The sequence below is a fragment of the Pseudomonas sp. R5-89-07 genome, from assembly GCF_003851685.1.
Lineage (GTDB): Bacteria > Pseudomonadota > Gammaproteobacteria > Pseudomonadales > Pseudomonadaceae > Aquipseudomonas.
Window position 1 is genome coordinate 3,167,570 of record NZ_CP027727.1, and the last position, 24,691, is coordinate 3,192,260.

Sequence of the window (24,691 nt, forward strand, 5' to 3'; positions counted from 1 at the left end):
AATCCAGTGCCAGGCGTGCGTTAACCCCCTTAAACGCCTGTGCGCAGCCCCCTAGAGGTACACAAAATGAAAATGACACTCCCGGCCCTGGCATTGGGCGTCCTGATTTCCCAGTCGGCGCTGGCTGCCGGCGATGGCACCTCCGCGCTGGGTGGCGGGCTGGGTGGCGCACTGGGCAATGTGGTCGGCCAGCAGCTTGGTGGCTCGACCGGTGCGGCCATCGGCGCCGGCGTAGGTGGTGCAGCCGGTGGTGCGGTGGGCGCGCAGAAAGGCAATCGAACCGAAGCGGCGCTGGGCGGCGGGGTTGGCGCTGCGGGTGGTTCAGTGATCGGTAATCACCTGGGTGGCAGCACCGGTTCGACCATCGGCGCAGGCCTGGGTGGCGCAGCTGGCGGCGCGCTGGGCAACAATCTGGCGGATGACGAAAGCGGCCACCGTTCCGACGGCAAGCACAAAGGCAACAAGCATAAACACAAGAACAAGCACCACTGATTACCTGCCCCTTAGTTGACTGCAACGCGCCGGGATGAACGACGTAGAGCGCCGTTCATCCCGGCCTGCCAGCCTTACATCGGTGTACTGCTCACCACCCGCAACGCCAGCCCCTCGTAGGCATCCAGCGTAATCGTAAACGTCCCCTCCTCTGTCAGATCCCCTTCCACACGCTCATTGATGATATCCACCACCGGCCCCGGTGCAATGTTGGGCAGGTGCAGGGATTCGGTGATCGGCGTGGCGCCGAAATTCAGCGCGGTAATCTGCGTTCCCTTGCCGGCCGGCAACTCATGCACCATGACCAGCAGCCCTGGATGCTCGACGTCCGGGATCAGAATCTGACGACTGGCGGCGATGTCGTAGGCGCGGCGCACGCCGAGGATCTTTTGCAGTTGCGAGGCGAATGAGTCCGGGTCCTGCAATTGGCTGTTCAAGCTGCCATACAGGCTTCTGGAACGCGGCATCTGCCCGGCCGACAGTTCGGCGTCGGGGTTGAGGTCGACCAGGTCGTAGGCGCCACGATGAATCCAGCGCGTGTCGCCATCGCCCATCAAATGCGCTACTTCGTCGGCCGCCAACGGCAGCGCGCCCACCAGGTCCCAACCGGACAGTGCAAACACCCCAGGCTGCATGGCGTTGTACATCACCAGCAGCAAGTGGATCTGGCGGATCTGCTGGATGTCGGCCGCAGTGATCGCCTCCAGGTCGCGAATGCCCAGGGCTGCGGTGATGATGCTGGCGGTAGTGCAGGACACGCCGTTGGTGACGAATTTCAGGTTGTACGGCGCGTGTTCGCCAGTCAGGCGTTCGTACATCTGCTCGCGGATGTGCTCGCGCAGGATGTTGCCGGGGAAGGTCTGGCCCTGGAACATAAAGCTGTCATGGGCGTGCAGCGTCCAGAAATGCACCAACTCCAGGGTCAGTTCGTCGTGGTTTTGCAGGGCGTGGATCAGCGAGCCAGGGTCGATGCCCAGGCTGTGCATCTGGCGCAACATCAGGCGCAGGAATTCGGCGTCGCCCATCAATAACGCGTGCTGGTAGGCCGGCCGGGTGATGAAGTCGTAGGACAGGTCGGCGCCGCCGTGGGACATGGAGGCAATGTCGTCGACGGTGAGGTTGAGCTCCTGGAAACTGAAACCGCCCGCCTTGCGAATCGCCCCGCCCAGCAACTGGTTGCCGGTGATCGACAGCGGATGGCTTTCCGACCAGGCGCTGCCGTCGAGCTTGCGCTCCACCCCGAGGAAGCCGTTGGCGTCCAGGCGCAGGATCTTCGCGCCCATCACATCAATGGCATGCAGCGCGTCACCGATGATCATCTGCTGGGCGGCAAACGACGGATCGAGCCAGTTCAGCGACGGCTGGCCTTCCTTGAAGTAATGCAGGTACACCCAGCGTCGTGGTTTGCCATCGACACCCACGACGACAGGCGTGGCGCTCCAGTCGGTTTCCTTCACGCCAGGTTCGAAGAAAATCACCCGCTGCAACTGGCCGACGATGTAATGCTTGTCGCGCAGCGCATCCACCTGCTGCGGGGTGAGATTCTGCGCGTCACGCCCCTCGGCGACCTCCGGCAATAGCGGCCAGTCTTCTTCGCGGATTTCCACCATGTGGTACAGGCCCGGGTAGTCTTCATAGGCCATTTCGGCCAGACGAAAGTCCGCGCCCTTGCCGGTGTGCGAGGGAATTACGTCGTCGATGATTACCGCATTGTGCGCGGCGGCCATGCGCGTCAGCGCCTGCAGCTGCGCCTCGGTGCCCAGTTGCGGGTCGATGTCGAAGCTGATGCGGTCGAAGTTGCCGTCGATGGTCGGCGTATAGTCAGTGCCGGACAGACCGCCGGACTTCTTCAACGGCCCGTTGTGAATGCCCTGGATGCCGATCTTCGACAACGCATGCCACAACGCCTCGTCCCCCAGCGCTTCCAGCACGGTGCCGTCTTCGCGGGTGACGATCGAGGCCGGGTAGGCGGTGAACCATACCGAAGACAAGGCAGACGCATCACGCGGCCGGGTTTGCGCGAAGGGCTGCTGCCACATCCGCCCCTGCCCCGAATAGAGCTTGGCCCGCTGGCGCGCCGCGTGCAGCATGGAGCGCTGCACCAGCCAATTCACATGATCGTTGTCCGCCGCCGTCATAAGCCTGATACCTGTGGTCGTGAGAGGTTACTCGTAAGCATAGGAGCGGCGAGCGAAGCGATTCGTTGCATTGGGATGCAGATTCCACTGTGGGAGGGGGCTTGCTCCCGATGGGAGTGGGTCAGTGATACATAGACTGACTGACACGCCGCTATCGGGGGCAAGCCCCCTCCCACATTGGATAGCAGCTATATCAAGCCTTGCGTTGCCTGACGGTACTGCCTGGGCGTGAACCCCGTCGACGCCTTGAACTGGCGGGTAAACGCGCTATGGTCGGTGTACCCGCACTGCAACGCCACCTCGGTAATCGGCAGTTCGGTGTGCAGCAATCGATGGGCATGCTCCAGCCGCACCTTCTGAATCATTTGCCGGGGCGTGAGGTGGAACACGCGTTTGCAGTAGCGCTCCAGCTGCGCCACGGAGATGCCGGCGATGCGCGTCAGCTCACCGAGGGTGACGCGCCGGTTGAAGTGCGTGCGGATGTGCTCGTCCACCGCCGCCAGGCGTTGGTAGGCGGGGTGGGCTTCGCTGGCCGATTGCAGGTCGACCGAAATGCCGGCCAGGCCGATGATGGTGCCACTGTCGTTATACAGCGGCCATTTGTGGGTGAGGCACCAGCCCGGTTCGCGGCTGCCGTAAAGGTGCAGTTCAAGCTGGTCTTCCAGCACCAGCCCCTCCTGCAGCACCCGTCGGTCCTGCTCGGTATAGCCCGGCCCCAGTTGCGCGGGGAACACTTCGGCGCTGGTCTTGCCCAGCAGCGGTTGCAGTTGCCGCAGGCCGCAGCGCTGCACCAGGGTGCGGTTGGCGAGCACGTAGCGGGCGTCGATGTCCTTGATGAAAATCGCAGCGTTGGGGATCACGTCCAACAATGGCAACAGCTGCGCCGCGCCGGTCAGCAACTGCTCGATGCTGTGGGGACGACCGCCCTGGAAGAGACTCGCAAACACCTGCTGCACCATGACCTTCTTCGCTCGTTTCAGACCCTGACGCCGAGCAGATTGCCCCATGCCCGCGACGCTGTCGAGCGCTGGCGATTGTGCTGAATTCGTCACTCATGCCACCGCAAAACATCAATCGCCGCCCGCCCATCGGGTTCACGATAGCGCCACTGCATGCCTATCCAATAACTCACAAGAAGGCGCCGCTATGTCAGGCCAAGGCAAGTTCAAGAAACAGCTGTCACTGATGGACCTCACCTTTATCGGGCTGGGGGCCATCTTCGGTTCGGGTTGGTTGTTCGCCGCCAGCCATGTCTCTGCAATCGCCGGTCCCGCCGGGATTATTTCCTGGCTGATCGGCGGGTTCGCGGTGCTGTTGCTGGGCATTGTCTACTGCGAACTCGGCGCCGCCCTGCCCCGCGCCGGTGGCGTGGTGCGTTACCCGGTGTATTCCCACGGCCCGCTGCTGGGCTACCTGATGGGCTTTATCACGCTGATCGCGTTTTCAAGCCTGGTGGCGATTGAAGTGGTCGCCTCGCGCCAATACGCCGCGGCGTGGTTTCCGGAGCTGACCAAGGTAGGCTCCAGCGACCCGACCACCCTGGGCTGGCTGGTGCAGTTCGCCTTATTGTGCCTGTTCTTCATCCTCAACTACCGCAGCGTGAAGACCTTCGCCATCGCCAACAACCTGGTGAGCGTGTTCAAGTTCATCGTGCCGTTGCTGGTGATCGGCGTGCTGTTCACCTTCTTCAAACCGGCGAATTTCCAGCTGCAGGGCTTTGCGCCGTTCGGGCTGTCGGGCATCGAGATGGCGGTGTCGGCCGGCGGGGTGATCTTCGCCTACCTGGGCCTGACGCCGATCATTTCGGTGGCCAGTGAAGTGAAGAACCCGCAACGCACGATACCGATTGCTTTGATCCTCTCGGTGCTGCTGTCGACGGCCATCTACGTGCTGTTGCAAACCGCATTCCTGGGCGGCGTGCCTACGGAGATGCTCGCCAATGGTTGGGCCGGGATCAGCAAGGAACTGGCGCTGCCCTATCGCGATATCGCCCTGGCACTCGGCGTGGGCTGGCTGGCCTACCTGGTGGTGGCCGATGCGGTGATCTCCCCCAGCGGCTGCGGCAATATCTACATGAATGCCACCCCGCGCGTGGTGTATGGCTGGGCGCAGACTGGCACCTTCTTCAAGATTTTCACCCACATCGACGAGAAGTCCGGCATCCCGCGCCCGGCGTTGTGGCTGACCTTTGGCCTGTCGGTGTTCTGGACCCTGCCCTTCCCGTCCTGGGAAGCGCTGATCAACGTGGTTTCCGCCGCGCTGATCCTGAGTTACGCCGTGGCCCCGGTCACCGTCGCCGCGCTGCGCCGCAATGCACCGCAGCTGGCGCGCCCGTTCCGGGTCAAGGGCATGGCGGTACTCGGCCCGCTGTCGTTCATCATCGCCGCATTGATTGTGTACTGGTCCGGCTGGAGCACGGTGTCCTGGTTGCTCGGCCTGCAAATCCTGATGTTCGTGGTGTACCTGTTGTGCGCACGCTGGGTGCCCACCGCCCACCTGAATCTCAAGCAACAAGTGCGTTCGTCGGCCTGGCTGATCGGCTTTTATGCGGTGACTATCCTGCTCTCCAAGCTCGGCAGTTTCGGCGGCATCGGCCTCATCAGCCACCCGTTCGACACTATCGTCGTGGCGGTCTGCGCCCTGGGCATTTACTACTGGGGCGCCGCCACCGGCGTACCGGCCCACCTGGTGCGCCTGGAAAGCGAAGACGATGAAAGCGAAGCCGTCAGCGATGACCACTACAGCACCCCGCTCTCTGCGGCCACTCACTGAAGGAGCCTTGCATGAAACGCCTGCACGTAATCGACTCCCACACCGGCGGCGAACCCACGCGCCTGATCATGAACGGCTTCCCCACGCTGGCGGGCGCGACGATCGCCGATCAGCTCGAGGACCTGCGCAACCACCACGATCAATGGCGGCGCGCCTGCCTGCTGGAACCGCGTGGCAACGATGTACTGGTGGGTGCGCTGTACTGCGCGCCGGTCAGCCCCGGCGCGACCTGCGGTGTGATTTTCTTCAACAACGCCGGCTACCTCGGCATGTGCGGCCACGGCACCATCGGCCTGGTCGCCTCGTTGCATTACCTGGGGCTTATCGAGCCCGGCGTGCACACCCTCGACACACCGGTAGGCCCGGTGGCGGCCACCCTGCACGACGACGGCGCGGTGACCCTGCGCAATGTCCCGGCCTATCGCTATCGCCGGCAAGTCAGCGTGGACGTGCCCGGCCATGGCCGGGTGGCGGGTGATATCGCCTGGGGCGGCAACTGGTTCTTCCTGGTGTCCGAGCACGGCCAGGCGTTGCAGATGAGCAATGTGGACGCCCTCACCGATTACACCTGGGCCATGCTCAAGGCCCTTGAGGCCCAGGGTATCCATGGCGCAGACGGCGCGCTGATCGACCACATCGAACTGTTCGCCGATGACGCCGATGCCGACAGCCGCAACTTCGTGATGTGCCCCGGCAAGGCCTATGACCGCTCGCCCTGCGGCACCGGCACCAGTGCCAAGCTTGCCTGCCTGGCCGCCGACGGCACACTCAGCCCCGGTGAGCCGTGGGTACAGGCCAGCATCACCGGCAGCCAATTCCAGGCCCGCTATGAATGGGACGGCGAACGCGTGCGCCCCTTCATCACCGGCCGCGCCCACATGACCGCCGACAGCACCTTGCTGATCGACGAGCAGGACCCTTTTGCCTGGGGCATCTGAGCCCCTTCTCATACTCAAGTACCAAGGAGTCAGCACCATGAGCGACAACATTTTCACCGGCTGCATGCCCGCCCTGATGACGCCGTGCACCCCGGCGCGCAAACCGGACTTCGATGGCCTGGTGGCCAAGGGTCGCGAGCTGATCGATATCGGCATGAGCGCGGTGGTCTACTGCGGCTCCATGGGCGACTGGCCGCTGCTCACCGAAGCAGAACGCCAGGAAGGCGTGGCGCGCCTGGTGGCTGCGGGTGTGCCAACCATCGTCGGCACCGGGGCGGTCAACAGCCGTGAGGCCGTGGCCCACGCCGCGCATGCCGCCAAGGTCGGCGCGCAAGGCTTGATGGTGATTCCGCGCGTGCTGTCCCGCGGCGCCTCCGCCACCGCACAGAAGGCCCACTTCGCGGCGATCCTCAACGCGGCGCCCAACCTGCCGGCGGTGATCTACAACAGCCCGTACTACGGTTTCGCCACCCGCGCCGATCTGTTCTTCGAACTGCGCCGCGAGCACCCGAACCTGATCGGCTTCAAGGAATTCGGCGGCGGCGCCGACCTGCGCTATGCGGCAGAAAACATCACCTCCCAGGACGATGACGTGACCCTGATGGTCGGTGTCGACACCCAAGTGGTGCACGGCTTCGTCAATTGCAACGCCACCGGCGCCATCACCGGCATCGGCAATGCGCTGCCACGGGAAGTGCTGCAACTGGTGGCCTTGAGCAAAAAAGCCGCCAGTGGCGACGCCAAGGCCCGTCGCCAGGCGCGCGAGCTGGAAGCGGCGCTGGCGGTGCTGTCGTCCTTCGATGAAGGCTGCGACCTGGTGCTGTATTACAAGCACCTGATGGTACTCAATGGCGACCAGGGCTATGCGCTGCATTTTAACGAAACCGACGTACTCAGCGACGCTCAGCGCCGCTATGCCGAGCAGCAGTACGCGCTGTTCCGCCAGTGGTACGCCAATTGGTCGGCCGAGCAGAACGTCGACTGATCGCTGTGGCAAGGGCGCTTGCTCCCGCTGGTTGTGTAGCGGCCGCAGGCTTTATCGGGGGCGCTGCGCACCCCAGCGCAAGCAAGCTTGCTCGCCACAAATGGGCTACTTACTCGCTGTGTTTTACAGGATGACTCCATGACTCTGACAGGCAACATGCTGATCGGTCAGCAATCCCTTTGCGGCACTCGCGAGGCGATCCGGGCCATCAACCCGGCCACCAACACGCCACTGGAACCCGCCTATGCCGGCGGCGACAGCCAGCAGGTCGCGCAAGCCTGCGCACTGGCGTGGGCCGCGTTCGACACTTACCGTGAAACCTCCCTGGCCGCCCGCGCCACGTTTCTGGAGGCCATCGCAGACAACATCGAAGCCCTCGGTGATGCGCTGATCGAACGCGCCGTCGCCGAAACCGGTCTGCCCAGTGCGCGTATCCAGGGCGAACGCGGCCGCACCTGCGGGCAGTTGCGCAGCTTTGCCCGCACGGTGCGCCTGGGCGAATGGCTGGATGTACGGGTCGACACCGCCCAACCCCAGCGCCAGCCCCTGCCCCGTGCCGACCTGCGCCAACGCCACATTGCCTTGGGCCCGGTGGCGGTGTTCGGCGCCAGCAACTTTCCCCTGGCCTTCTCCGTGGCGGGCGGCGATACCGCCTCGGCGCTTGCCGCCGGTTGCCCGGTGATCGTCAAGGCCCACCCGGCCCACCCCGGTACCAGTGAGCTGGTGGGCCGCGCCATTGCCCAGGCGGTGCAACACTGCGGCTTGCCGGATGGTGTGTTTTCGCTGCTGTACGACGCCGGCCATGAAGTGGGTATCGCGCTGGTGAACGACCCGCGTATCAAGGCAGTCGGCTTTACCGGTTCGCGCAGCGGCGGTGTGGCGCTGTGTCGGGCGGCCCAGGCGCGCCCCGAACCGATTCCGGTGTACGCGGAAATGAGTTCGATCAACCCCGTTTACCTGTTCCCGGCCGCGCTACAAGCACGGGGCGATGCATTGGCTGAAGGTTTTGTCGCCTCACTGACCCAGGGCGCCGGCCAATTCTGCACCAACCCCGGCCTGGTGATCGCCGTGCAAGGCCCCGCCCTGGATCGTTTCATCAGCACCGCCAGCGCCGCGCTCCAGCGCTGCCCAGCCCAGACCATGCTCACTCCCGGCATCTTCAATGCCTACGAACGCGGCGCAAGCAGCTTGGCCAACCATGCGCGAATCATCGCAAAAGGCCTACCGGCAACCGGACCGAACCAGGGCCAGCCTCATCTGTTCGTGACCTCGGCCGAGACCTTCCTGAGCAATTCACAGGTGCAAGCCGAAGTCTTCGGCGCGGCCTCGCTGGTGGTGCAATGCAGCGATGCTGATCAAATGCGCCAGGTATCTGAACACCTGGAAGGCCAACTCACCGCCACCCTGCACCTGGATGAAGCTGACCTGCCACAGGCCCAGGCGTTGTTGCCGGTGCTGGAGCGCAAGGCCGGGCGCCTGCTGGTCAACGGCTGGCCGACCGGCGTGGAGGTGTGTGATGCCATGGTGCATGGCGGGCCGTTCCCGGCCACCTCGGACGCGCGCAGCACCTCGGTGGGGACAGCGGCGATCCTGCGCTTCCTGCGCCCGGTGTGCTACCAGGACTTCCCGGACGCGTTGCTGCCCACCGCCGTGCAGCACGCCAATCCCTTGCGGTTGCGCCGCTTGCTCGACGGCAGCAGAGAGGCATAGACGATGGCCAAGCCCCCTTCAGCGGATATCGTCGTGGTCGGTGCCGGCATCATCGGCGTTGCGTGCGCCGTGCAACTGGCCCGGCAAGGTCGGCAGGTGCGGGTGATCGACGCGCAGGCGCCCGGCATGGGCGCCTCCTATGGCAACGCCGGGCACCTGGCGACCGAACAGGTGTTTCCCATCGCCGACCTGTCGATTCTCAAACGCCTGCCGGCCATGCTCCTGGACCCTATGGGCCCGCTGCGCCTGGACTGGACCTACCTGCCCCGCGCCCTGCCCTGGTTCATGCGCCTCTTGCTGAACCTGCGGCCGGCGCGCTACCAGCGCACCGTCGCCGGCATTCGCGCCCTGAACGAAGCCAGCCTCGGCGCGTGGCAGCGGCTGTTGCAGTCCATCGGGCAGCCCCAACTGTTGCGCGAGGACGGCTCGCTGCTGGTGTTCGAGCGTGCCGAATCCCGCGCCGCCCTGGATGCCTTGCAGCAACGCATGACGCAGCAAGGCGTGCCGGTCGCGTTCTGGTCCGCTCAAGCGGTGCACTGCGCGGCGCCGCAGTTGAGCGAGGCGATACAAGGCGGTTTGTTCTTCCCCGCTACCGGGCACTTTCTTGACCCCTACACCGTGGTGGGCGAGTTGGTTGCAGCGGCCAAGGCCCTGGGCGTGGAATTCCAGCAACAGCGCGTCCTTGATGCACATGTGGACGGCAACGGCGTGTCATTGACGACCGATCAAGGCACCGTAACCGCACGCCAGGTCCTGATCGCCTGCGGCGCCCACTCCGCCGCCCTGACCGCCGCACTCACCGGCAAGCGCGTGCCGCTGGACACCGAACGCGGCTATCACCTAATGCTGCCCCACGAACACCAGCGCCTGCCCTTCGCCGTCACCTCGCTGGAACGCAAATTCATCATGACCCCCATGACCGACGGCCTGCGCCTGGCGGGCACCGTCGAATTCGCCGGCCTCAAGCGCCCGGCGAATACGCAACGGGCGTGGCAGTTGCATCGGTTAAGCAATGGGTTGTTCCGTCAGCCGCTGAACGCTGACGACGCCACGCCGTGGATGGGTTTCCGGCCGTCGCTGCCCGACTCGTTGCCGATCATTGATCAGGTATGCGACGGCAAGGTGTTGCTTGCGTTTGGTCATCAGCATTTGGGGTTGACCCAGGCGGCGGTAACGGCGGAAAAAGTTGCTCGTCTGGCGAGCGGTGAGGCGGTAGCTGGGTTGGAGGCGTATCGGTTGGGGCGGTTCTGATAAAGCTGGATCGCTGCCAACAGAGCCTTCCAACACCGAGGCTACTTGACCAACCGCTTCTCCTTGGAGGGACGATATCCGAAATACGCGCTGTAACATTTGCTGAAATGACTCGGCGACACGAACCCGCAGGCCACCAGTACATCCACCTGGGACAGCTCGGTGTGCTGCAACAGGCGCCGCGCTTCCGTCACGCGCAATTCCATGTAATAGCGTTGTGGCGTGGTGCCCAGTTGTTCCTTGAACAAGCGCTCCAACTGGCGGCGTGAACGGCCGGCGTAGACGGCGAGCTGGTCAAGTTCCAGGGGTTCTTCGAGATTGGCGTCCATCAACTTGACCACTTCGCGCAGCGGTGCGCTGACGCAGACGTTTTCGGTCGGCTTGATCCGCCGGTAGCGCGACTCTTCGAAGGCCAGGATATCTTCAATACCTTCGACCAATGCCTTGCCGTGCAGGCTCTTGATCCAGTCCAGGGCCATGTGGAAGGCGCCCGAGGGGCTGGAAGCGGTCAGGCGGTCGCGGTCGATCACATAGGGCTCGCTGGTCACCTGGGCGGCCTTGGACACTTCCGCCAGCGCCGGACGATGTTCCGGGTGGATGGCGCAGCGGTAGGCCTGCAATAAGCCGGCGCGGCCAAGGAACCATGCGCCGTTCCACAGGCCGGCAAGGCCGATGCCCTGTTCGGCGGCGGCACGCAGAATGTGGATGAAGTCTTCACTGGCCTTGAGTTCGGTGCGAAATCCGCCACAGATCACCAGCAGGTCCAGGTCCGGCAGCACGGCCAGTTCAAGGCGCGCATCCGGGCGGATGACCAGCCCAAGGTCGCTGATCACCTCACGCTCGTCCCAACCGAACGTGCGCGTCGCGAACAGCTCGGGGCGCAGCAGATTGGCGGTGACCAGGGTGTCGAGGGTTTGGGTGAATGCCGGCAGGGAGAAGTGTTCGAGCAGCAGGAAGCCGATGCGGGTGGCCGCGGCCGACTGCGTGAGATCGTCGTTGAGGTAGCGTAGGTTCTTGCCTTTCATGCCACCGCTGAACTGGCGTCTTTCCATCGAGGGTTGGCCCACTCTTATTGTTGATGCAATGGGCGCTATCTTAGGGGCAAACGCGGTAGCTGTCTCAATCCCTGCGGCTGATCTTTAAAAACCTGTACGGCCTGGAAACCCGCGGTGTAGCGCCTGCCGCGCAATCTGATACGGTTTTTTCCGCATCATCTGCGTCTGTACCGAAAACCGCCGGAAGCGGACAATGGCGCCATCCCGACATTTCTGTCGTCCCCTTCCCTTCGGAGGCCTTATGACCAAGATGGCTATTTTCCTGTTCGGTTTTCTGGTGTTGACCATCGGCATCGGTTTGCTGGCGACCATCTCGCCAGTCTGATGGGGCTGTTACCCCACAACGAGCATCGGATACAACGACAGCACCAACAAACCCGCCATTGTCCAATTGAACGCCCTCAACCAGCGCGGCTCGCGCAATACGCTACGCAAGCCGCTGCCGCAGCCAACCCACACGCACACACTCGGCAAGTTGACCACGGCAAACACCAACGCAATCACCAGCACATTGGTCACATAACCCTCGGCTGGCGTATAGGTGGTGATCGCACCCAGCGCCATGATCCACGCCTTGGGATTGACCCACTGGAACGCCGCCGCGCCGAGAAAAGTCATCGGCTTACCCTGCTCGTCATTGCTGTCGGCCATGCCGCCGGCGTTGGCAATCTTCCAGGCCAGGTACAGCAGATAAGCAGCACCGACATAGCGCAACGCCGTGTACGCCCATGGGAAAAGCTTGAATACTTCGCCCAGGCCCAACCCCACGCAAATCACCAGCACCATGAAACCGATGCTGATACCCAGGGCATGGGGCATCGAACGACGAAAACCGAAGTTCACCCCAGACGCCAGCAACATGGTGTTATTGGGCCCCGGCGTGATCGAAGAGACGAAGGCGAACAGCACAAAGGCTGACAGAAGGCTGGTGGACATGAACATGGCGCGGCATCCAAGCGGGGTTGATGTACCTGCGACAGTAGAGGGTTACGCAGTGAATCGCCCCGTACAGCTGAAGGTGGATCGAGGAATACACTTTATGCCTAACGCCACTTGCGTATTTCACAAGGCTTTCACAGACAAGCGTCTAGGGTTATCCCAGCTCCTACATGAACATCCCTTTAGCCCGCTCCCCCATCGCGGGCTTTTCTTTGCCTATGAATCAATCGTGTTAGGAGGTAGATGCGTTGATGGACGATCTGGACGGCCCCAGAACTGCGCAGCAGGAACTGTTCTATGACCTTGAAGATGCCAGCGCTGTCATCGGTTGGTCGGTGGTTGAACTGACGGCCATGGCAGCCGCCGGCAGCGCGCAAGATCAAGCGGCGCTGCTGATGAAGGTATGCGCACTTTTAGGCGCCCAACAGAAACGTCTTGAAGGCTATGCACGTGAAGTCAAGGAGCAGCGAATCAGCCGGCCAGAGCTGGCGGGCTGAGGCCAGCCGCCAGGCTGGCGCAGATGATGGGCAGTCAGCGGCTTTGCGCTGAGTGCTGCTTATCGAGAGGATGTTGTTTTTTTACACGCTTGCGCATTCTGAGTTCGTATTGGTGGTGAAAAAACCAGGCTACCAAGAGTACGCCTGTCACAGCAAAAACCAGGGTTAACAGCTCTAATGCAGTACCTTCGTGCGAAAACATTTTTCGTTCCTCATCCTGAAGTCGTGTGACTGGAAAACAGCCTCACCGAAATTGTCTGTAACAATTCATACATTTTCAGGGTAGACCGCTAAACCCCCGATGACAACCCTAACCGCCCTACAACCCTTGATCTAGACACGTCACTCGTCGAAAAAACCTCACTCTGAATTCGCGCCCCCCTGTGGCGAGGGAGCTTGCTCCCGCTGGACTGCGTAGCAGTCCCCTCTTCAGTCCCGCCCGATCACGCCCCACCCCTACCCACCATGAATTCCAAAAAAAACCCGACGCAAGGCCGGGTTCAGAAGCTTGAGTCCATCACTAGTTATCCGGATGCTCACTCGCCACCGAATCGGCCGCGTCCACATCCGACATATCCTCCTCCAGAGGCGCCTCGTCGTCCGGCGGCAGCGGAATGCCATCTTCGTCGAGCTTCGGATCGTGCCCGGTTTCGTTGTCCGGGCTGCGCGTCACTGCCTGCTGGGAAATGTTGCCCGGGGCATTTTCGTTGATATGCATGCTGGCTCTCCGTTCTAACGCTCGGGATATCCGCGCTTGATATTCAGAGGCGGCGCGGCGGTTAGAGTGCCGGGGGTTAGACGAATGGTGGTCGGGCCGATCGCGACCTCTTTGAGCTGTCGGTAGGCAACCACCAGTTGCTCCAGGCTGAACGCCAGGTTTCGCCCACTGGGATTGGGCAAGATCCACACGGCGGCATTGCCGAAAGTTCTGGCTTGAGGCCCCCACGCCACGTTGCGCTGCCCGGACAGGGCCGAGTAGGCCGCCTTGCCGAGGAACGCCACGTAGCGCGGAGCATAACGCGCGATCTTCTGTTCGAAAGCCGCTGCCGCTGCGTCGAACTCCTGCCTGGACAACTGATCGGCGCGAGCCGTCGGTCGCTCCACCACGGCGGTCAACCCGCACTGGTACTCAAGAATCGTCCGATCACATTGCGCAGGCACCTGGGCGGGCGTAAACCCGGCCAGATGCAGCGTGCGCCAGAAGCGATTGCCTCGGCCCGCAAAGTGATGCCCCTGGGCGGCAGCGGTCATGCCGGGGTTGATTCCGCAAAACACCACTGCCAGCTGCTCGGCCAATAGGTCTTCAAGCCCCTCACTCACGGCAGATCACCCTTGTTACGGAACTGTCCCCAGAAGACTGTCGAGTCTACAACGCAAACGTAGCCCCACGCGTATTCACAAACAGCGAGTAGATCGAATGACTACTGGCCATGAACAGCCGATTCCCTTCGCGTCCCCCGAAGCACAGGTTCGGGCAGCGCTCCGGTAGTGAAATGTGCCCGATGGCCTTGCCCTGCGGATTGAAAACGCGCACGCCGTCGAGTTTTTCCAGGTCAGCCTTGGGATCACCATTGCCGCCCCAGCCGCACCACAGGTTGCCGGCTTCGTCGCATTTGATGCCGTCGATTGCGGCATAGTCCAGCCCCTCGATGTGCTTGCGCCGCTCGCCCAAAGTGCCATCGTCCTTCACGGCAATCGCCCAGATCAGGCGATTGGGCTTGGCGCGGCCTTCGACGACGTACAGGTTTTTTTCATCGGGCGAAAAGCACAGGCCGTTGGGACCGTTGAGGTCTTCGATTACCCGAGTGACTGCTTTGCTCTCACCGTCGATGCGGTACACCGCATGGGGTTGGGTCGGGGTGACTGTGTGGCCCTCGTAGTTGTTGCTGGTCTGGAATGGCGGGTCGGTGAACCAGATCGATCCGTCACTTTTACACACGATGTCGTTGGGCGAATTGAAGCGCTTGCCCTCGAAGCTGTCGGCCAGCACGGTGATCGCGCCGTTGTATTCGGTGCGCGTGATACGGCGCCCTTCGCTTGTGGTAGTGGAACCTTCGCACACGATCAGGCGCCCTTGACGATCCCGGCACATGCCATTGGAGAAGTTCGAATGCTCGCGGTACACGGTGAACGTGTCGCTGATCTCGTCCCAACGCATGATGCGATTATTGGGAATATCGCTGACCAGCAAATAGCGACCATCCCCCACCCACACCGGCCCTTCCGCCCAGCGCATACCCGTGGCGAGCTTTTCAACACTGGCGTTGAACACACGTAGCTCGAGAAAGCTGTCGTCGAGGATGTGAACCAGTGGATCAGGGTAGCGCTGGCTCAAGGGTTCAGCGGCCTCGGAGATCCGGGCCAGTGCGGTGCTGCCGACGGTGGCGAGCGTGGCGGAAACAGCGAGGGATTTTTTCAGGAAGCTGCGGCGGGTGTTGCCCTTCGCTTGGGCGAGGGTTTCAGGCGTGGCGGACAGGGTCGAGTCCATGGAGTGGTCTCCGTCGTTTTATTGTTGTTGGAGACTTAGTAATACCTTGTGGTAGGACATCGTACAAGTGATTACTGGAATGCAACGGCCAGTGCCCCGCGCATGCACGGTAACAAAATCATCTACATAGCAATCCCGCCGCCCTTCAGAGATGAATAAACTTGATGACGGCGTCAGCGAACAGTTCCGGCTGATCCAGCATGATGAAGTGAAAACTATCGTCAATTCGCCTGAAGCTGATGTCCGGTGTCGAGACAAAGGCATCACGGAACATTGCATCTATGTGGGACGCCTCTATGCCATAAAGCGGGTCGTAGGCATAGACGACCTGGACAGGCACTTTTATGCGTCCAAGCTCAGGCCGCAGGTCCGTGACCATCAGCTCATACATGGCATCGGCCAAAGTCTTTCGGTCAGAGTTCATCCCCGCAGCGACCAAATCTGGCCTAACCGCTTCAGTTTTGGCGAGACGGGCGATAGAGGCATGCTGCATGGCTTCTACCTGCTCAGGCGTTGCCGCCAACATAGCATCGCGCATCGCGGACGCATGCGGCGTCGCCGTTTCACCGGTCGCTGTGGTGTCAAACAGCAAGGTATAAAAGGGCAACGCATCGACAATCATCAAGCGCCCTACTTGATCAGGATGGCGAGCACCCAGCATCAGTGCCACTTCACCCCCCAGCGAATGGCCGATGATGAACGGCGCCTTGATGCCCTGGCTGCGGATGTATTCGGCGATGGCCTCGACCGTCGGTGCAACTACTCGACCGTCTGGATTGCTTACAGCAGGCGATCCGGCAAAACCCGCGACCTGTACGAGATGCAGACGATGGTTCTGCCGTAATCTGGCGGCCAAATCAGCCCAGACTTCGTAGGACGAGGCAAATCCTGGGATCAGGATGATGTCCGTTCCCGCTCCTTCTACCAGAACCGAGATACCATCCTGACCGACCGTGACTGGCAGAGGCGCAGCCTGGGCTGGCGATGCAGACAACAGCGCCAGCGTGGTGCCAATCCCGGCAAGCATCATTCCTGTACGCATGGCGCTACCCTTTTCCGGCAAATCGAAATGACATTTACGATATAGAGAACGCCAATTGCAACGATGGGTAGGCCGTTTAACGGGGTCATAGCCACTCCTTTGACCGAAAAGTTATTGCCACTATCTATGGCGCGAAAAGCGTTAGGAAACTACCGCACTTTAAGGAGTTTTTTGTGTTCGCTTTGGGCCGAGGCCTTTTCCAGAAGGCCCCCCCCAAAGTGTCGAGCAAGCTCGCCCGAATGAGTGGGCCTCAGATATGGATCGTACCGCGCAGGTAAAGCGCCCCGTGGCCGCTGATAATGACTCGGCCGCTGTCCAGGACCTCGCAGTACAACTGGCCCTTGCGCGCCCCTCCTTGCTCGGCACTCAGACTGCGCTTGCCTAAGCGCTTGGCCCAGTATGGCGCTAGTGAGGTGTGGGCCGAGCCGGTGACCGGGTCTTCATTCACCCCAACCCGAGGCCCGAACCAGCGAGAGACAAAGTCGAAGTTTCGACTCGGCGCGGTTACCGCGACACCGCGCACGTCGAATGCAGACAAGGCTACGAAGTCGGGATTGAGGCTTGCAATGATGGTTTCATCCTCGACCACCACTAGGTAATCGTCTGTTCGATAAAGCGCATCGGCCTGTTTCAGGCCCAAGGCTTGCAACAGGCCTGGCGGGACAGCTACGGCCTCAGGCTGTTTGGCCGGGAAGTCCATGGCCAGGCGCCCGCCTTCGCGGCGCACTCGCAGCTCACCGCTGCGGGTGGAAAAGCGCAGCGTATCGCGGCTTTCCCCAAGCTGCTCAAATAGCACCCAGGCTGCAGCCAGGGTGGCGTGGCCGCAAAGGTCGACCTCCACCGTGGGGGTGAACCAGCGCAACTCGAACACCTCACCATTGCGCACCAAATACGCAGTCTCGGACAAGTTGTTCTCTGCTGCGATCTGTTGCAGCGTTGCATCAGGCAGCCAGGCCTCCAGCGGACAAACCGCCGCCGGGTTACCTCCGAAAGTCTCAGAGGAAAAAGCGTCCACCTGGAAGATATCGAGTTCCATTCTGGTTATTCCTGCCTGCTTGCGTTTTCTGTAGCCCGGATCTGCTCCAGGTAGTTGTAGATGGTGTATCGGGTAACGCCAAGCGCGGCAGCGGCTTTTTCGATCCCGCCTTTGACAATGAATATCCCGCGATCTTGCATCTGCCGCACAGCTTCAAGCTTCTGAGGTTTTTTCATCCGTACGGCACCGCCGGGGCAAGCGACCTGGATGATCTCCACCATCATCTGCTCCATATCTCTGGGCTCATCGCCACGTGACTCGGGAGCGCCTTGCAGGCCCAAAAGCCCTCCGAGCAAGGCGTGGGCAGCAGCAATACCGCTCAAGTCGGCATTGATACAAAGACAGGCAAAAGGTTGCCCGCTGCTGTCGCGATACACCACCGTGGAACTGCGGAGCGGGCGGCCGTCGGGTGCAAATGTAGGGTAATTCTGTACCAACACAGGATCGGTGCCAGAGTGATCCTCCATCGCGCGCCTGACGGCGATAAACCCCTCGTCCTGGCGCGGGCCGCCCAACAATGAACCGCCCTCCCTTCTTCCAGTAACATGACCATTGACGATAGCGAGAATGGATCGCTCCGGATTGGTCAGGTCATGCAACACAATTTCCGTATGAAGCCCTACCGCACTACTGAGCATTTTGAGGGTGCTATAAAGCACATCAAGAATCAGCTGTCGCTCGGCTGGTGATGCTTCAGAAACCTTCATTGGTGCCTTCAAGTGATCATCGACGATTGCGAAAATATCAACAGTTCGTTGATGTATCAATTTTTTGTTTAATTTATTGGGTTTGGAATGGGCTCAGGGGATTTCCTGATAGGCAGTTTTGAGTCGGATGTTCCTTTGTGCGACAGGCAGAAATCGGCCAAAAGCAGCCGTTTGGAATAGACTGCTTCCGACCAATTTGGACTTAGTACGCCAATTTGCGCTGCTAGGTCCGCAGCCAATAGTAGAGGTCGTACTTCGACTTCATGTGTTGAGGATGCTGGTTGTCGGAGTCGGGATCTGGAATGGCGACTCGGCGAGTCCAGAGTGGGAACCACTCACCATCCCGCATATCGCTATCGCTAACCATTCGCACATTCTTCAACATGGTTCGTTCGCAGGCACCGAATTGGACGAAATTGACCTGCGCCTCGATCAAGCTACATCTATTCGGTCCATCCACCTGGTGAGGGTAATAGAGTTGGAACACGTCATCCTCCCAGAAGCAAATTGGGCAAATGTCGTATGACCCTGGGTGTTCCTCGAAGACTGCATATCCGCAGCATGGGCAGGTAAACATCAGTTTTCACTTATGGGTGGCGGTCTATTCTTGGTGGATTTTAGCCACATGCTGAACGGTTGCAATGGGTCGGTGGCTGCCCTTAATGACAGGCCGCAACCGGCCAAAAGCGGTCAATCACCCGATGAAGCTTGCCGTGCCCCCCTTCAATGTCGTATGTAATCCCACGCACACTCAGTGCATAAAATGGTTCGCAGGAATGGACACCAGTTCCCTCGCATTTCAACAGTTGTTTCGTTCGGGAAGCTCCTCAAATGGCTGCACCGTGGCCGAACGATTCTCCATCGATTTTCTGATTAACGGACGTTCGTTGCTCAATGCTCTCGTCTTAGCTGATGGTGGTCATTCGGATTTCATGGGCTGTTTCGTCAAGGGCTTCCCGGAGCCAAACAGCCTATCTAACTCTCGCCTACTTTTACGCGAACACGCTGAAACAGAAAGTGGTCGTATCCTCCTTTACATCTGCCCCGAGTGCGGCGACATAGGGTGTGGCGCCTACTCAGTATATGTTCGCCAAAACGATGACTGTTTCACGTGGGATTCCTTTGCTTACGAGAACGGTTATGAAGAGCCTCAAATCATAGACGGTGTTGGCCCCTTCACATTTGAGAAGCATGCATATGAGTCAGCTATCAACGATGCGGCGGCTGTCTAAGAGGTAATTCAACAGCCCCATTGCAGACATTCGCAACGGGTACAATCGGCCAGAAGCGATCATTCATTCTTGAACACCAAAAAATCGATAGGACTGAATATGAGCGAACCACCGAGGGCCGGCGCGGGCCATGATGATGCAGCACGGAATAAAATCCATGCTGCCGTGGCTGCCAGAAACTTGGCAAGCGCATCGAACAATACCAAGTGGGATGAGCTGATCAATCATTTCCGCGAGCTCCAGGGATGGCGTCCGTCCTACCGATCCAAGTGCGTCACAGGATATGTCTCAGAGTGGGATGTCGAGTGGTTTTACCATTTACCGTTTCCATTTGCGTCCGTCGAATGGTTCGACATTGGCTTGTCGGAAGCGGTCCCCTCAAAAGGGCGGCTGCTTGCACGTACAACCATTGACCATACAGAAGAAATATCGAAGGTGGTTGCACAAATTGGATTCGAGTTTGACGTGCGCGCCGATGTTCTGAGAATTTGGGGATACTTCCCAAAGTCGTATGAAGACTTTCCGCCTGTTTGACAGGCTGAGATCTGCTGTCTCCCCAGTAATTACAATATCTGACCTGGGTGCTAGAAGGCAGCTTTGGGTCGAAAGCGGTCGAGTATGACTGACCGCTTATGGCCGTAAGCTGCCCTTCACCACGCAGCTCCCGATCAGCACCCCACTCACTTCGTGACGGCGATAGTCGCAATCGTTATTCCATCTCCAGCTCAGCAATACCTCTCAGCGGATAGATCACTTCATGGGTGTCCAGATCGAATCTCGCATTCGATCAGGCTGCTTTTGTCTAGATGGAACCACCCTCTATGGATCGTCAGGTTTTGTTGCGCGAGCAATGACCAAATCCCACCCAATAAAAAACCCCGTAGACGTTAATCTACGGGGTTTTCAAGAGTGGAGGCCGAGGTCGGAATCGAACCGGCGTAGGCGGATTTGCAATCCGCTGCATAACCATTTTGCTACTCGGCCTCAAACGATCAGTGCCGGTATTACCTGCACTCACCGCATACAAACTCGAGTGGGCTCTGTGAAGCGCGCCTCTACTCTAACTCATTGAATACATTGAAGTTTTTAATGCTTCATTGCGTTCGATGGGCGCCATTATGTACTCATTTGCCTATGCCTGCAACCCCTTGATTTCAAAAATATTTCGCATTGGCATCAAGGGGTTGCGGCCCTGCCCTACTCCTGTACGCGTCGCTGCTGGTACTGCGGATCGGCCTGGATCTGGGCTTCGGTGAATGGCAGTGGGCGCAGCTTTTTCTCGGAGAAGGCTTGGGTCTGGTCCTTGGCGTGGTTGGACTGAGGGTTGCTGGACTCGGAGAACGCCAATACGCCTACTGCCTGGGGGCCTTTGTCGTCGAAGGTGACGATTTGCAGGTAGCTGGTGCCGCTGATGACTTCGCGTTTGCCGTCGGCGCGGGGCACGGTTTGCATGGCGTTGTAGATGCCCAGTTCTTGCGGGCCGCCGTGGATGGGGGTATGCCCGGAGAGCTGGATGTCGCCCCAGCGGTTGAGGCCGAGTTTGTCGACCGCGCTGCTCGAGGCGAGCATCGCTTCGCGCAGGGCTTTGGCCACGGGCGCGCGGTCGATGGCCAGGCCGCTGGGGGTGGTCAGCGGGTGGGCCGGGTCGAAGGCGACGCGCCAGGCATCGGGGATTTGCTGCAGGTGTTCCACCAGGTTGATGAAGTGCACCAGGCCCAGGCCGCTGTCGAGGTTGGCGCGTTGGTCCCAGCTTTTCAGGCTGGTGCACAGTGGCTGGAGCGTAGCGGCATCGTTGCCCAGGTGCTTGGCGCAGAACTGCAGCAGGTCCGGCATGACTTGCCCCGCGAGGTACACCTCGTTGTCCATGACCATGGCTTGCAGGGCGTTGACGGTGATCGGCGGTTGCTCCAGGGCTTGCAGGCGTTGCAGGGCGAATCGGGCCCGGGGGCCGAGGCCGATGTTGTCCTGGCTGATTACCGGGGAGAAGCCGGCGAGTGGCGCCTTGGGGTTGACCATCCAGGCGGAGTCGTTGGAGTGCTGCACATAGTCGGTGCGCTGCAGTTGCGGCAGTTGGGCGGCCGGGAAGATCCCCGCTTGCGCGGCACGAGGGTCAACATCCCAGGCGCACGCGCTGCGGCTGCCGTCGAGCATGATCATTTGCAGGCCGGCCCGTGGGTCGCTGCATTGCGCGAGTTTGGCAGCACTGACGTTGGGCACCACCGACAGGTTCATGTACAGGCTCTGGCCCTGGTCATCGGCGGCCAGGGTGTTGACCCACGGGATGCCTTGCAGGGTGTGCACCGAGGTTTGCAGTTCGTTGAGGCTGCCGGCGCGGTTCATGGCGTACCACTGTTGCAGCACGCGGTCGTTGCCGAGGTTGGCGTCGCGCAGGCTGAATGCGTATTGCTTGTCCCAGTCCAGCTTGCCGGGCCACTGCACCACGGGGCCGAACTGCGAGCTGTAGACGGTGCGGGTGAAGTCCTTGAGGCTGCCGTCGGCTTGTTTGGCCTGTACCGTCAGCGTGGTTTTATCCAGGGGCAAGGACTTGCCGTCGAGCAGGTAGCGGGTGGAATCCTTGGGGTCGAGCGTCAGGCGATACAGGGTGAAATGCTTGGAGGTGTCTACCGTGTGCGTCCACGCCACATGCTGGTTGAAGCCGATATTCACCACCGGCAACCCTGGCAGCGCCGCGCCCATCACATCCAGCTGGCCGGGGATGGTCAGGTGCATCTCGTAAAAGCGCATGCCGCCTACCCACGGGAAATGCGGGTTGGCCAGCAACATGCCGCGCCCGTTGAAGGAGCGATCCTTACCCACCGCGACGGCGTTGCTGCCACGGTCAAGGGCGAAGCGCTGTTGATTGGCGGCGGCGAATTCGAATGCCTTGGCGCCGGGCTGCACGGCGGTGGTGGCCTGGGGAGGCGTGGCGCCTACCAGTGCTTCGGCGAATTGACCGACGCCACCTTCTACCAGCAGCCTGCGGGTCAGCTTGACCAGGTCTTCTCTCACCAGCGGACGCACCCACGCCGCCTGGCACTGCGCCGGTGCGCCCTGCTCTTTCAGATAGCGGTTGTAGCCGGCCACATAGCCTTCGATACGCTGGCGGATCTGCGGCGTTTGCGCGTTCCAGAACGCCTCGACCGCATCCGGTGTGTTCAGCCAGGTAAAGAACACATCACTGGTAAGGTTGTTGCGCTCCTCCAGGGTGGCCTGCTCGGGGCCGAAGAACCGGGCGCGCTGGCCATTCACCGTGACCACTTCATTGGCCAGCAGGCACAGGTTGTCCTGGGCATACGCATAACCGATGCCGAAACCCAGGCCGCGCTCATCGGCAGCGCGGATATGCGGCACGCCGTAGGTGGTACGCCGGATCTCTGCCGACGCCTGCGCCGGCGCCACCTGCTCGCGCGCCGACGCCGCCAGGCTCACTCCCAGCAACAGCCCTGCCACGCATACCCTGGACAACCCGTTGAAAATAATCACGCCGACTCCACAGTCAAATTGAACACCCTCGGTAGGGACAACTTCCCCACCGTAAGGACGCAACCCAGCGGAAATAATTTAGCGGCGTGGCGCGTTTGGTCCGGGCGACGGCAGTGTGACAAACCCGATACCGACAAAATTTCTACATCGTGCCCTTCATGATTTTGCCCGTTCGTTCGTCTTATTGAATAAGAGCACCATCATTTTCCTGATCAGGCTCTGATAAGGAGTTTCTGCATGTACAACCCGCAAGTGCCCATGGATGGACATTCACCGAGCGCCGAAGCCAGTTTCGCCAATCGCCCCCAAGGGCCCGAACAACAGGGCAACCAGCGCATTCGCCACCTGCTCAAGTGTTTCGGCCTGCGCACCAGCCTGATCCGGCTGAAGGTCATCGACGCCCTGCTTACCGCGGCCGGCAACCAGCGCACCCTTGGCGTGCGCGGCGTGCACAGCCATCTGCTGGAACTGGGCATCCCGTTGTCGTTCCTCAGTGTGCGCGAGGTGCTAAAGCGCCTGTGCAGCGAGGGCGTGATCACCCTCAATGCCGACAAGAGCTACAGCCTCCATGAAGAGGCTGCCAAAGTGCTCGAAGGACGCGGCTGAATCAGGCGCTCATCAGAAGTTCGGCTTGACCTTGCGACGCATGATGCCGTTGATCACCACCACCACCACGGCAATTGCAATGGCCAGGTATTGGAAGGTCTTTTCGCTGATCGCGCCGATGTTCTGCAGGTAGGACAAGCCAAACATCGAGGCCAGGACGGCCAGGGCAATCAGAATCGAGTATTTCAAACGTTGCTTTTGGGTCATGACGAGTTCTCGAACCGGTAGGAATGTATCCACTGTGTATCGCCGCGCATGCCAAGCTCATACCCGAAAACGGGGATGGACCGGGGGCGGCAGGGTCTCATGTTACAGGCGATGAAAAGCTTTGGCTCGTTCCGCGCCTGATTGACCTTGTGAACACCTTGAGGATTGCCCAAATGCTGCGTCGAATCACCCTGCTGATTCCCTTGCTGATCATGCTGACCATGAGCGGCTGCTTCTTCTTCCCTCGCGGTGGTGGCGGCTGGCATGACCATCGCTATGAAGGCGGCCCAGGCTACGAGCACCGCTGAAGGCAGGGGCGCCTCGCTGCCAGCGAGACGCCCACCCTGCAGAAACGCTTACCCCCCATGCACCCAGCGCTGATGCAGCCACCGCGCCAGGGCATCCAGCGCAAACCCCAGCAGCCCGATCAGCAGCACCATCGCCATCAGTTCCGAATACGCCAGCCGGTCGCGGGTATCGAGGATGTAATACCCCAGCCCCGCACTCACCCCCAGCATCTCGCACGGCACCAGCACGATCCACAGAATGCCGATGGCCAGGCGCACGCCGGTCAACACATGCCCCACCACGCCAGGAATGATCACCCGGCGCAACGTCTCCCAGCGCGTAGCACTCAAGCTCTTGCTCAATTGCAGCCAGCGCGGGTCGAGCTGACGCACGCCAGCCGCGGTGTTGAGCATGATCGGCCACACCGCGGCGAATGCCAGCAGGAAATAGATCGGCTGGTCCCCTACGCCCATCAGCATCACCACGATCGGCATCCAGGACAGCGGCGAGATCATGCGCAAGAACTGGAAGGCCGGCGTGGTCGCCGCCTCCAGGTTGCGCGAACTGCCCACCAGCAGGCCCAGCGGCACGCCCACCAGCAAGGCCAGGAACAGCCCGACGAAGATGCGCTTGAGGCTGACCGCGATGTGCACATACAACTCACCGCGCCCGAGCAATTCCCACAGGCTGCTGAAGGTGGCTGCCAGGGAAAAGCGCGCCGACAGGCCGTCCGCCTCGCCAAACAGTTTCACTCCCAGCCACCAGAGCGCCAGCAACCCTGCCAGGCCACCCAACCCGAGCAACCAGCCCGGCCACGCCACAGTT

General features: G+C 61.0%; 26 protein-coding genes and 1 tRNA gene. 11 read left to right on the forward strand and 16 right to left on the reverse strand.

Annotated features, from left to right (window positions below):
• Positions 1-66: 66 nt before the first annotated feature.
• Positions 67-492 carry a hypothetical protein gene (locus C4J94_RS14525; RefSeq protein ID WP_124386805.1) on the forward strand — a complete coding sequence of 142 codons (426 nt, stop codon included), beginning with the start codon at positions 67-69 and terminating at the stop codon, positions 490-492.
• A gap of 74 nt (positions 493-566) precedes the next feature.
• On the opposite strand, the gene treS is transcribed toward C4J94_RS14525, so the two are convergent.
• Together treS and C4J94_RS14535 are read right to left on the reverse strand one after the other, a co-directional pair.
• Entirely contained in the window at positions 567-2,630 is a 2,064-nt protein-coding gene (gene treS, locus C4J94_RS14530) for a maltose alpha-D-glucosyltransferase (protein ID WP_124386806.1), read from the reverse strand.
• Positions 2,631-2,818: 188 nt separating this feature from the next.
• Positions 2,819-3,589, reverse strand: a complete 771-nt coding sequence (locus C4J94_RS14535; RefSeq protein WP_124388985.1) for an AraC family transcriptional regulator — start codon at positions 3,587-3,589, stop codon at positions 2,819-2,821.
• A gap of 187 nt (positions 3,590-3,776) precedes the next feature.
• Here C4J94_RS14535 and C4J94_RS14540 point away from each other — a divergent pair, with 187 nt between their 5' ends.
• From C4J94_RS14540 to C4J94_RS14565, 5 genes are all read left to right on the forward strand, one after another.
• A complete protein-coding gene (locus C4J94_RS14540; protein WP_124386807.1) occupies positions 3,777-5,402 on the forward strand; it encodes an APC family permease in 1,626 nt (541 codons plus the stop codon).
• Between the two features lie 11 nt (positions 5,403-5,413).
• Positions 5,414-6,340: a 4-hydroxyproline epimerase gene (locus C4J94_RS14545; protein ID WP_124386808.1), complete on the forward strand. Its 927-nt coding sequence runs from the start codon at positions 5,414-5,416 to the stop codon at positions 6,338-6,340.
• Between the two features lie 37 nt (positions 6,341-6,377).
• Complete coding sequence (locus C4J94_RS14550) at positions 6,378-7,325, forward strand: dihydrodipicolinate synthase family protein (protein WP_124386809.1); 948 nt, start codon at positions 6,378-6,380, stop codon at positions 7,323-7,325.
• 138 nt (positions 7,326-7,463) lie between these two features.
• Complete coding sequence (locus tag C4J94_RS14560; RefSeq protein WP_124386810.1) at positions 7,464-9,035, forward strand: aldehyde dehydrogenase (NADP(+)); 1,572 nt, start codon at positions 7,464-7,466, stop codon at positions 9,033-9,035.
• Positions 9,036-9,038: 3 nt separating this feature from the next.
• Positions 9,039-10,286, forward strand: coding sequence for an FAD-binding oxidoreductase (locus C4J94_RS14565; protein ID WP_124386811.1), 1,248 nt, complete (start codon positions 9,039-9,041; stop codon positions 10,284-10,286).
• Positions 10,287-10,327: 41 nt separating this feature from the next.
• Here C4J94_RS14565 and C4J94_RS14570 read toward each other — a convergent pair whose 3' ends face one another.
• Both C4J94_RS14570 and C4J94_RS14575 read right to left on the reverse strand, forming a co-directional pair.
• A complete protein-coding gene (locus C4J94_RS14570) occupies positions 10,328-11,311 on the reverse strand; it encodes a GlxA family transcriptional regulator (protein ID WP_124388986.1) in 984 nt (327 codons plus the stop codon).
• Positions 11,312-11,674: 363 nt separating this feature from the next.
• A complete protein-coding gene (locus tag C4J94_RS14575) occupies positions 11,675-12,283 on the reverse strand; it encodes a LysE family translocator (RefSeq protein WP_124386812.1) in 609 nt (202 codons plus the stop codon).
• 248 nt (positions 12,284-12,531) lie between these two features.
• Between C4J94_RS14575 and C4J94_RS14580 the strand changes: the two genes are divergently transcribed.
• A complete protein-coding gene (locus tag C4J94_RS14580) occupies positions 12,532-12,777 on the forward strand; it encodes a hypothetical protein (protein WP_124386813.1) in 246 nt (81 codons plus the stop codon).
• A 34-nt stretch (positions 12,778-12,811) separates the two neighbouring features.
• Here the strand turns inward: C4J94_RS14580 and C4J94_RS27630 are convergent, their stop codons facing one another.
• The 8 genes from C4J94_RS27630 to C4J94_RS14615 all read right to left on the reverse strand — a co-directional run bounded on the left by C4J94_RS27630 (position 12,812) and on the right by C4J94_RS14615 (position 18,627).
• On the reverse strand, positions 12,812-12,979 hold the full coding sequence (locus C4J94_RS27630; protein ID WP_164485584.1) for a hypothetical protein: 168 nt from the start codon (positions 12,977-12,979) through the stop codon (positions 12,812-12,814).
• 318 nt (positions 12,980-13,297) lie between these two features.
• On the reverse strand, positions 13,298-13,495 hold the full coding sequence (locus tag C4J94_RS14585) for a hypothetical protein (RefSeq protein WP_124386814.1): 198 nt from the start codon (positions 13,493-13,495) through the stop codon (positions 13,298-13,300).
• A gap of 14 nt (positions 13,496-13,509) precedes the next feature.
• Entirely contained in the window at positions 13,510-14,097 is a 588-nt protein-coding gene (gene mug, locus C4J94_RS14590) for a G/U mismatch-specific DNA glycosylase (RefSeq protein ID WP_124386815.1), read from the reverse strand.
• 46 nt (positions 14,098-14,143) lie between these two features.
• A complete protein-coding gene (locus tag C4J94_RS14595; RefSeq protein WP_124386816.1) occupies positions 14,144-15,265 on the reverse strand; it encodes an SMP-30/gluconolactonase/LRE family protein in 1,122 nt (373 codons plus the stop codon).
• Positions 15,266-15,410: 145 nt separating this feature from the next.
• Positions 15,411-16,307 (reverse strand): alpha/beta fold hydrolase, encoded by an 897-nt coding sequence (locus tag C4J94_RS14600; RefSeq protein ID WP_124386817.1) that lies wholly within the window; start codon positions 16,305-16,307, stop codon positions 15,411-15,413.
• A 250-nt stretch (positions 16,308-16,557) separates the two neighbouring features.
• Positions 16,558-17,343, reverse strand: coding sequence for a PhzF family phenazine biosynthesis protein (locus C4J94_RS14605; protein ID WP_124386818.1), 786 nt, complete (start codon positions 17,341-17,343; stop codon positions 16,558-16,560).
• A 5-nt stretch (positions 17,344-17,348) separates the two neighbouring features.
• Complete coding sequence (locus tag C4J94_RS14610) at positions 17,349-18,050, reverse strand: transcriptional regulator (protein ID WP_124386819.1); 702 nt, start codon at positions 18,048-18,050, stop codon at positions 17,349-17,351.
• 223 nt (positions 18,051-18,273) lie between these two features.
• Positions 18,274-18,627, reverse strand: coding sequence for a CPCC family cysteine-rich protein (locus tag C4J94_RS14615; RefSeq protein ID WP_124386820.1), 354 nt, complete (start codon positions 18,625-18,627; stop codon positions 18,274-18,276).
• Positions 18,628-18,826: 199 nt separating this feature from the next.
• Between C4J94_RS14615 and C4J94_RS14620 the strand changes: the two genes are divergently transcribed.
• Both C4J94_RS14620 and C4J94_RS14625 read left to right on the forward strand, forming a co-directional pair.
• Positions 18,827-19,282 carry a hypothetical protein gene (locus C4J94_RS14620; protein WP_124386821.1) on the forward strand — a complete coding sequence of 152 codons (456 nt, stop codon included), beginning with the start codon at positions 18,827-18,829 and terminating at the stop codon, positions 19,280-19,282.
• A 99-nt stretch (positions 19,283-19,381) separates the two neighbouring features.
• On the forward strand, positions 19,382-19,816 hold the full coding sequence (locus tag C4J94_RS14625; protein ID WP_124386822.1) for a DUF6678 family protein: 435 nt from the start codon (positions 19,382-19,384) through the stop codon (positions 19,814-19,816).
• Between the two features lie 376 nt (positions 19,817-20,192).
• Here C4J94_RS14625 and C4J94_RS14630 read toward each other — a convergent pair.
• Both C4J94_RS14630 and C4J94_RS14635 read right to left on the reverse strand, forming a co-directional pair.
• A tRNA-Cys gene (locus C4J94_RS14630) sits at positions 20,193-20,266 on the reverse strand.
• Positions 20,267-20,479: 213 nt separating this feature from the next.
• Positions 20,480-22,765, reverse strand: a complete 2,286-nt coding sequence (locus C4J94_RS14635; protein ID WP_124386823.1) for an acylase — start codon at positions 22,763-22,765, stop codon at positions 20,480-20,482.
• A gap of 237 nt (positions 22,766-23,002) precedes the next feature.
• Between C4J94_RS14635 and C4J94_RS14640 the strand changes: the two genes are divergently transcribed.
• A complete protein-coding gene (locus tag C4J94_RS14640; protein WP_124386824.1) occupies positions 23,003-23,371 on the forward strand; it encodes a fe2+ zn2+ uptake regulation protein in 369 nt (122 codons plus the stop codon).
• Positions 23,372-23,383: 12 nt separating this feature from the next.
• Here the strand turns inward: C4J94_RS14640 and C4J94_RS14645 are convergent, their stop codons facing one another.
• A complete protein-coding gene (locus C4J94_RS14645) occupies positions 23,384-23,578 on the reverse strand; it encodes a hypothetical protein (protein ID WP_124386825.1) in 195 nt (64 codons plus the stop codon).
• Between the two features lie 173 nt (positions 23,579-23,751).
• On the opposite strand from C4J94_RS14645, the gene C4J94_RS27865 reads away from it, so the two are divergent.
• Entirely contained in the window at positions 23,752-23,886 is a 135-nt protein-coding gene (locus tag C4J94_RS27865) for a hypothetical protein (RefSeq protein WP_256657526.1), read from the forward strand.
• Between the two features lie 48 nt (positions 23,887-23,934).
• Here the strand turns inward: C4J94_RS27865 and C4J94_RS14650 are convergent, their stop codons facing one another.
• Entirely contained in the window at positions 23,935-24,687 is a 753-nt protein-coding gene (locus tag C4J94_RS14650; protein ID WP_164485616.1) for an ABC transporter permease, read from the reverse strand.
• Positions 24,688-24,691: the final 4 nt, after the last annotated feature.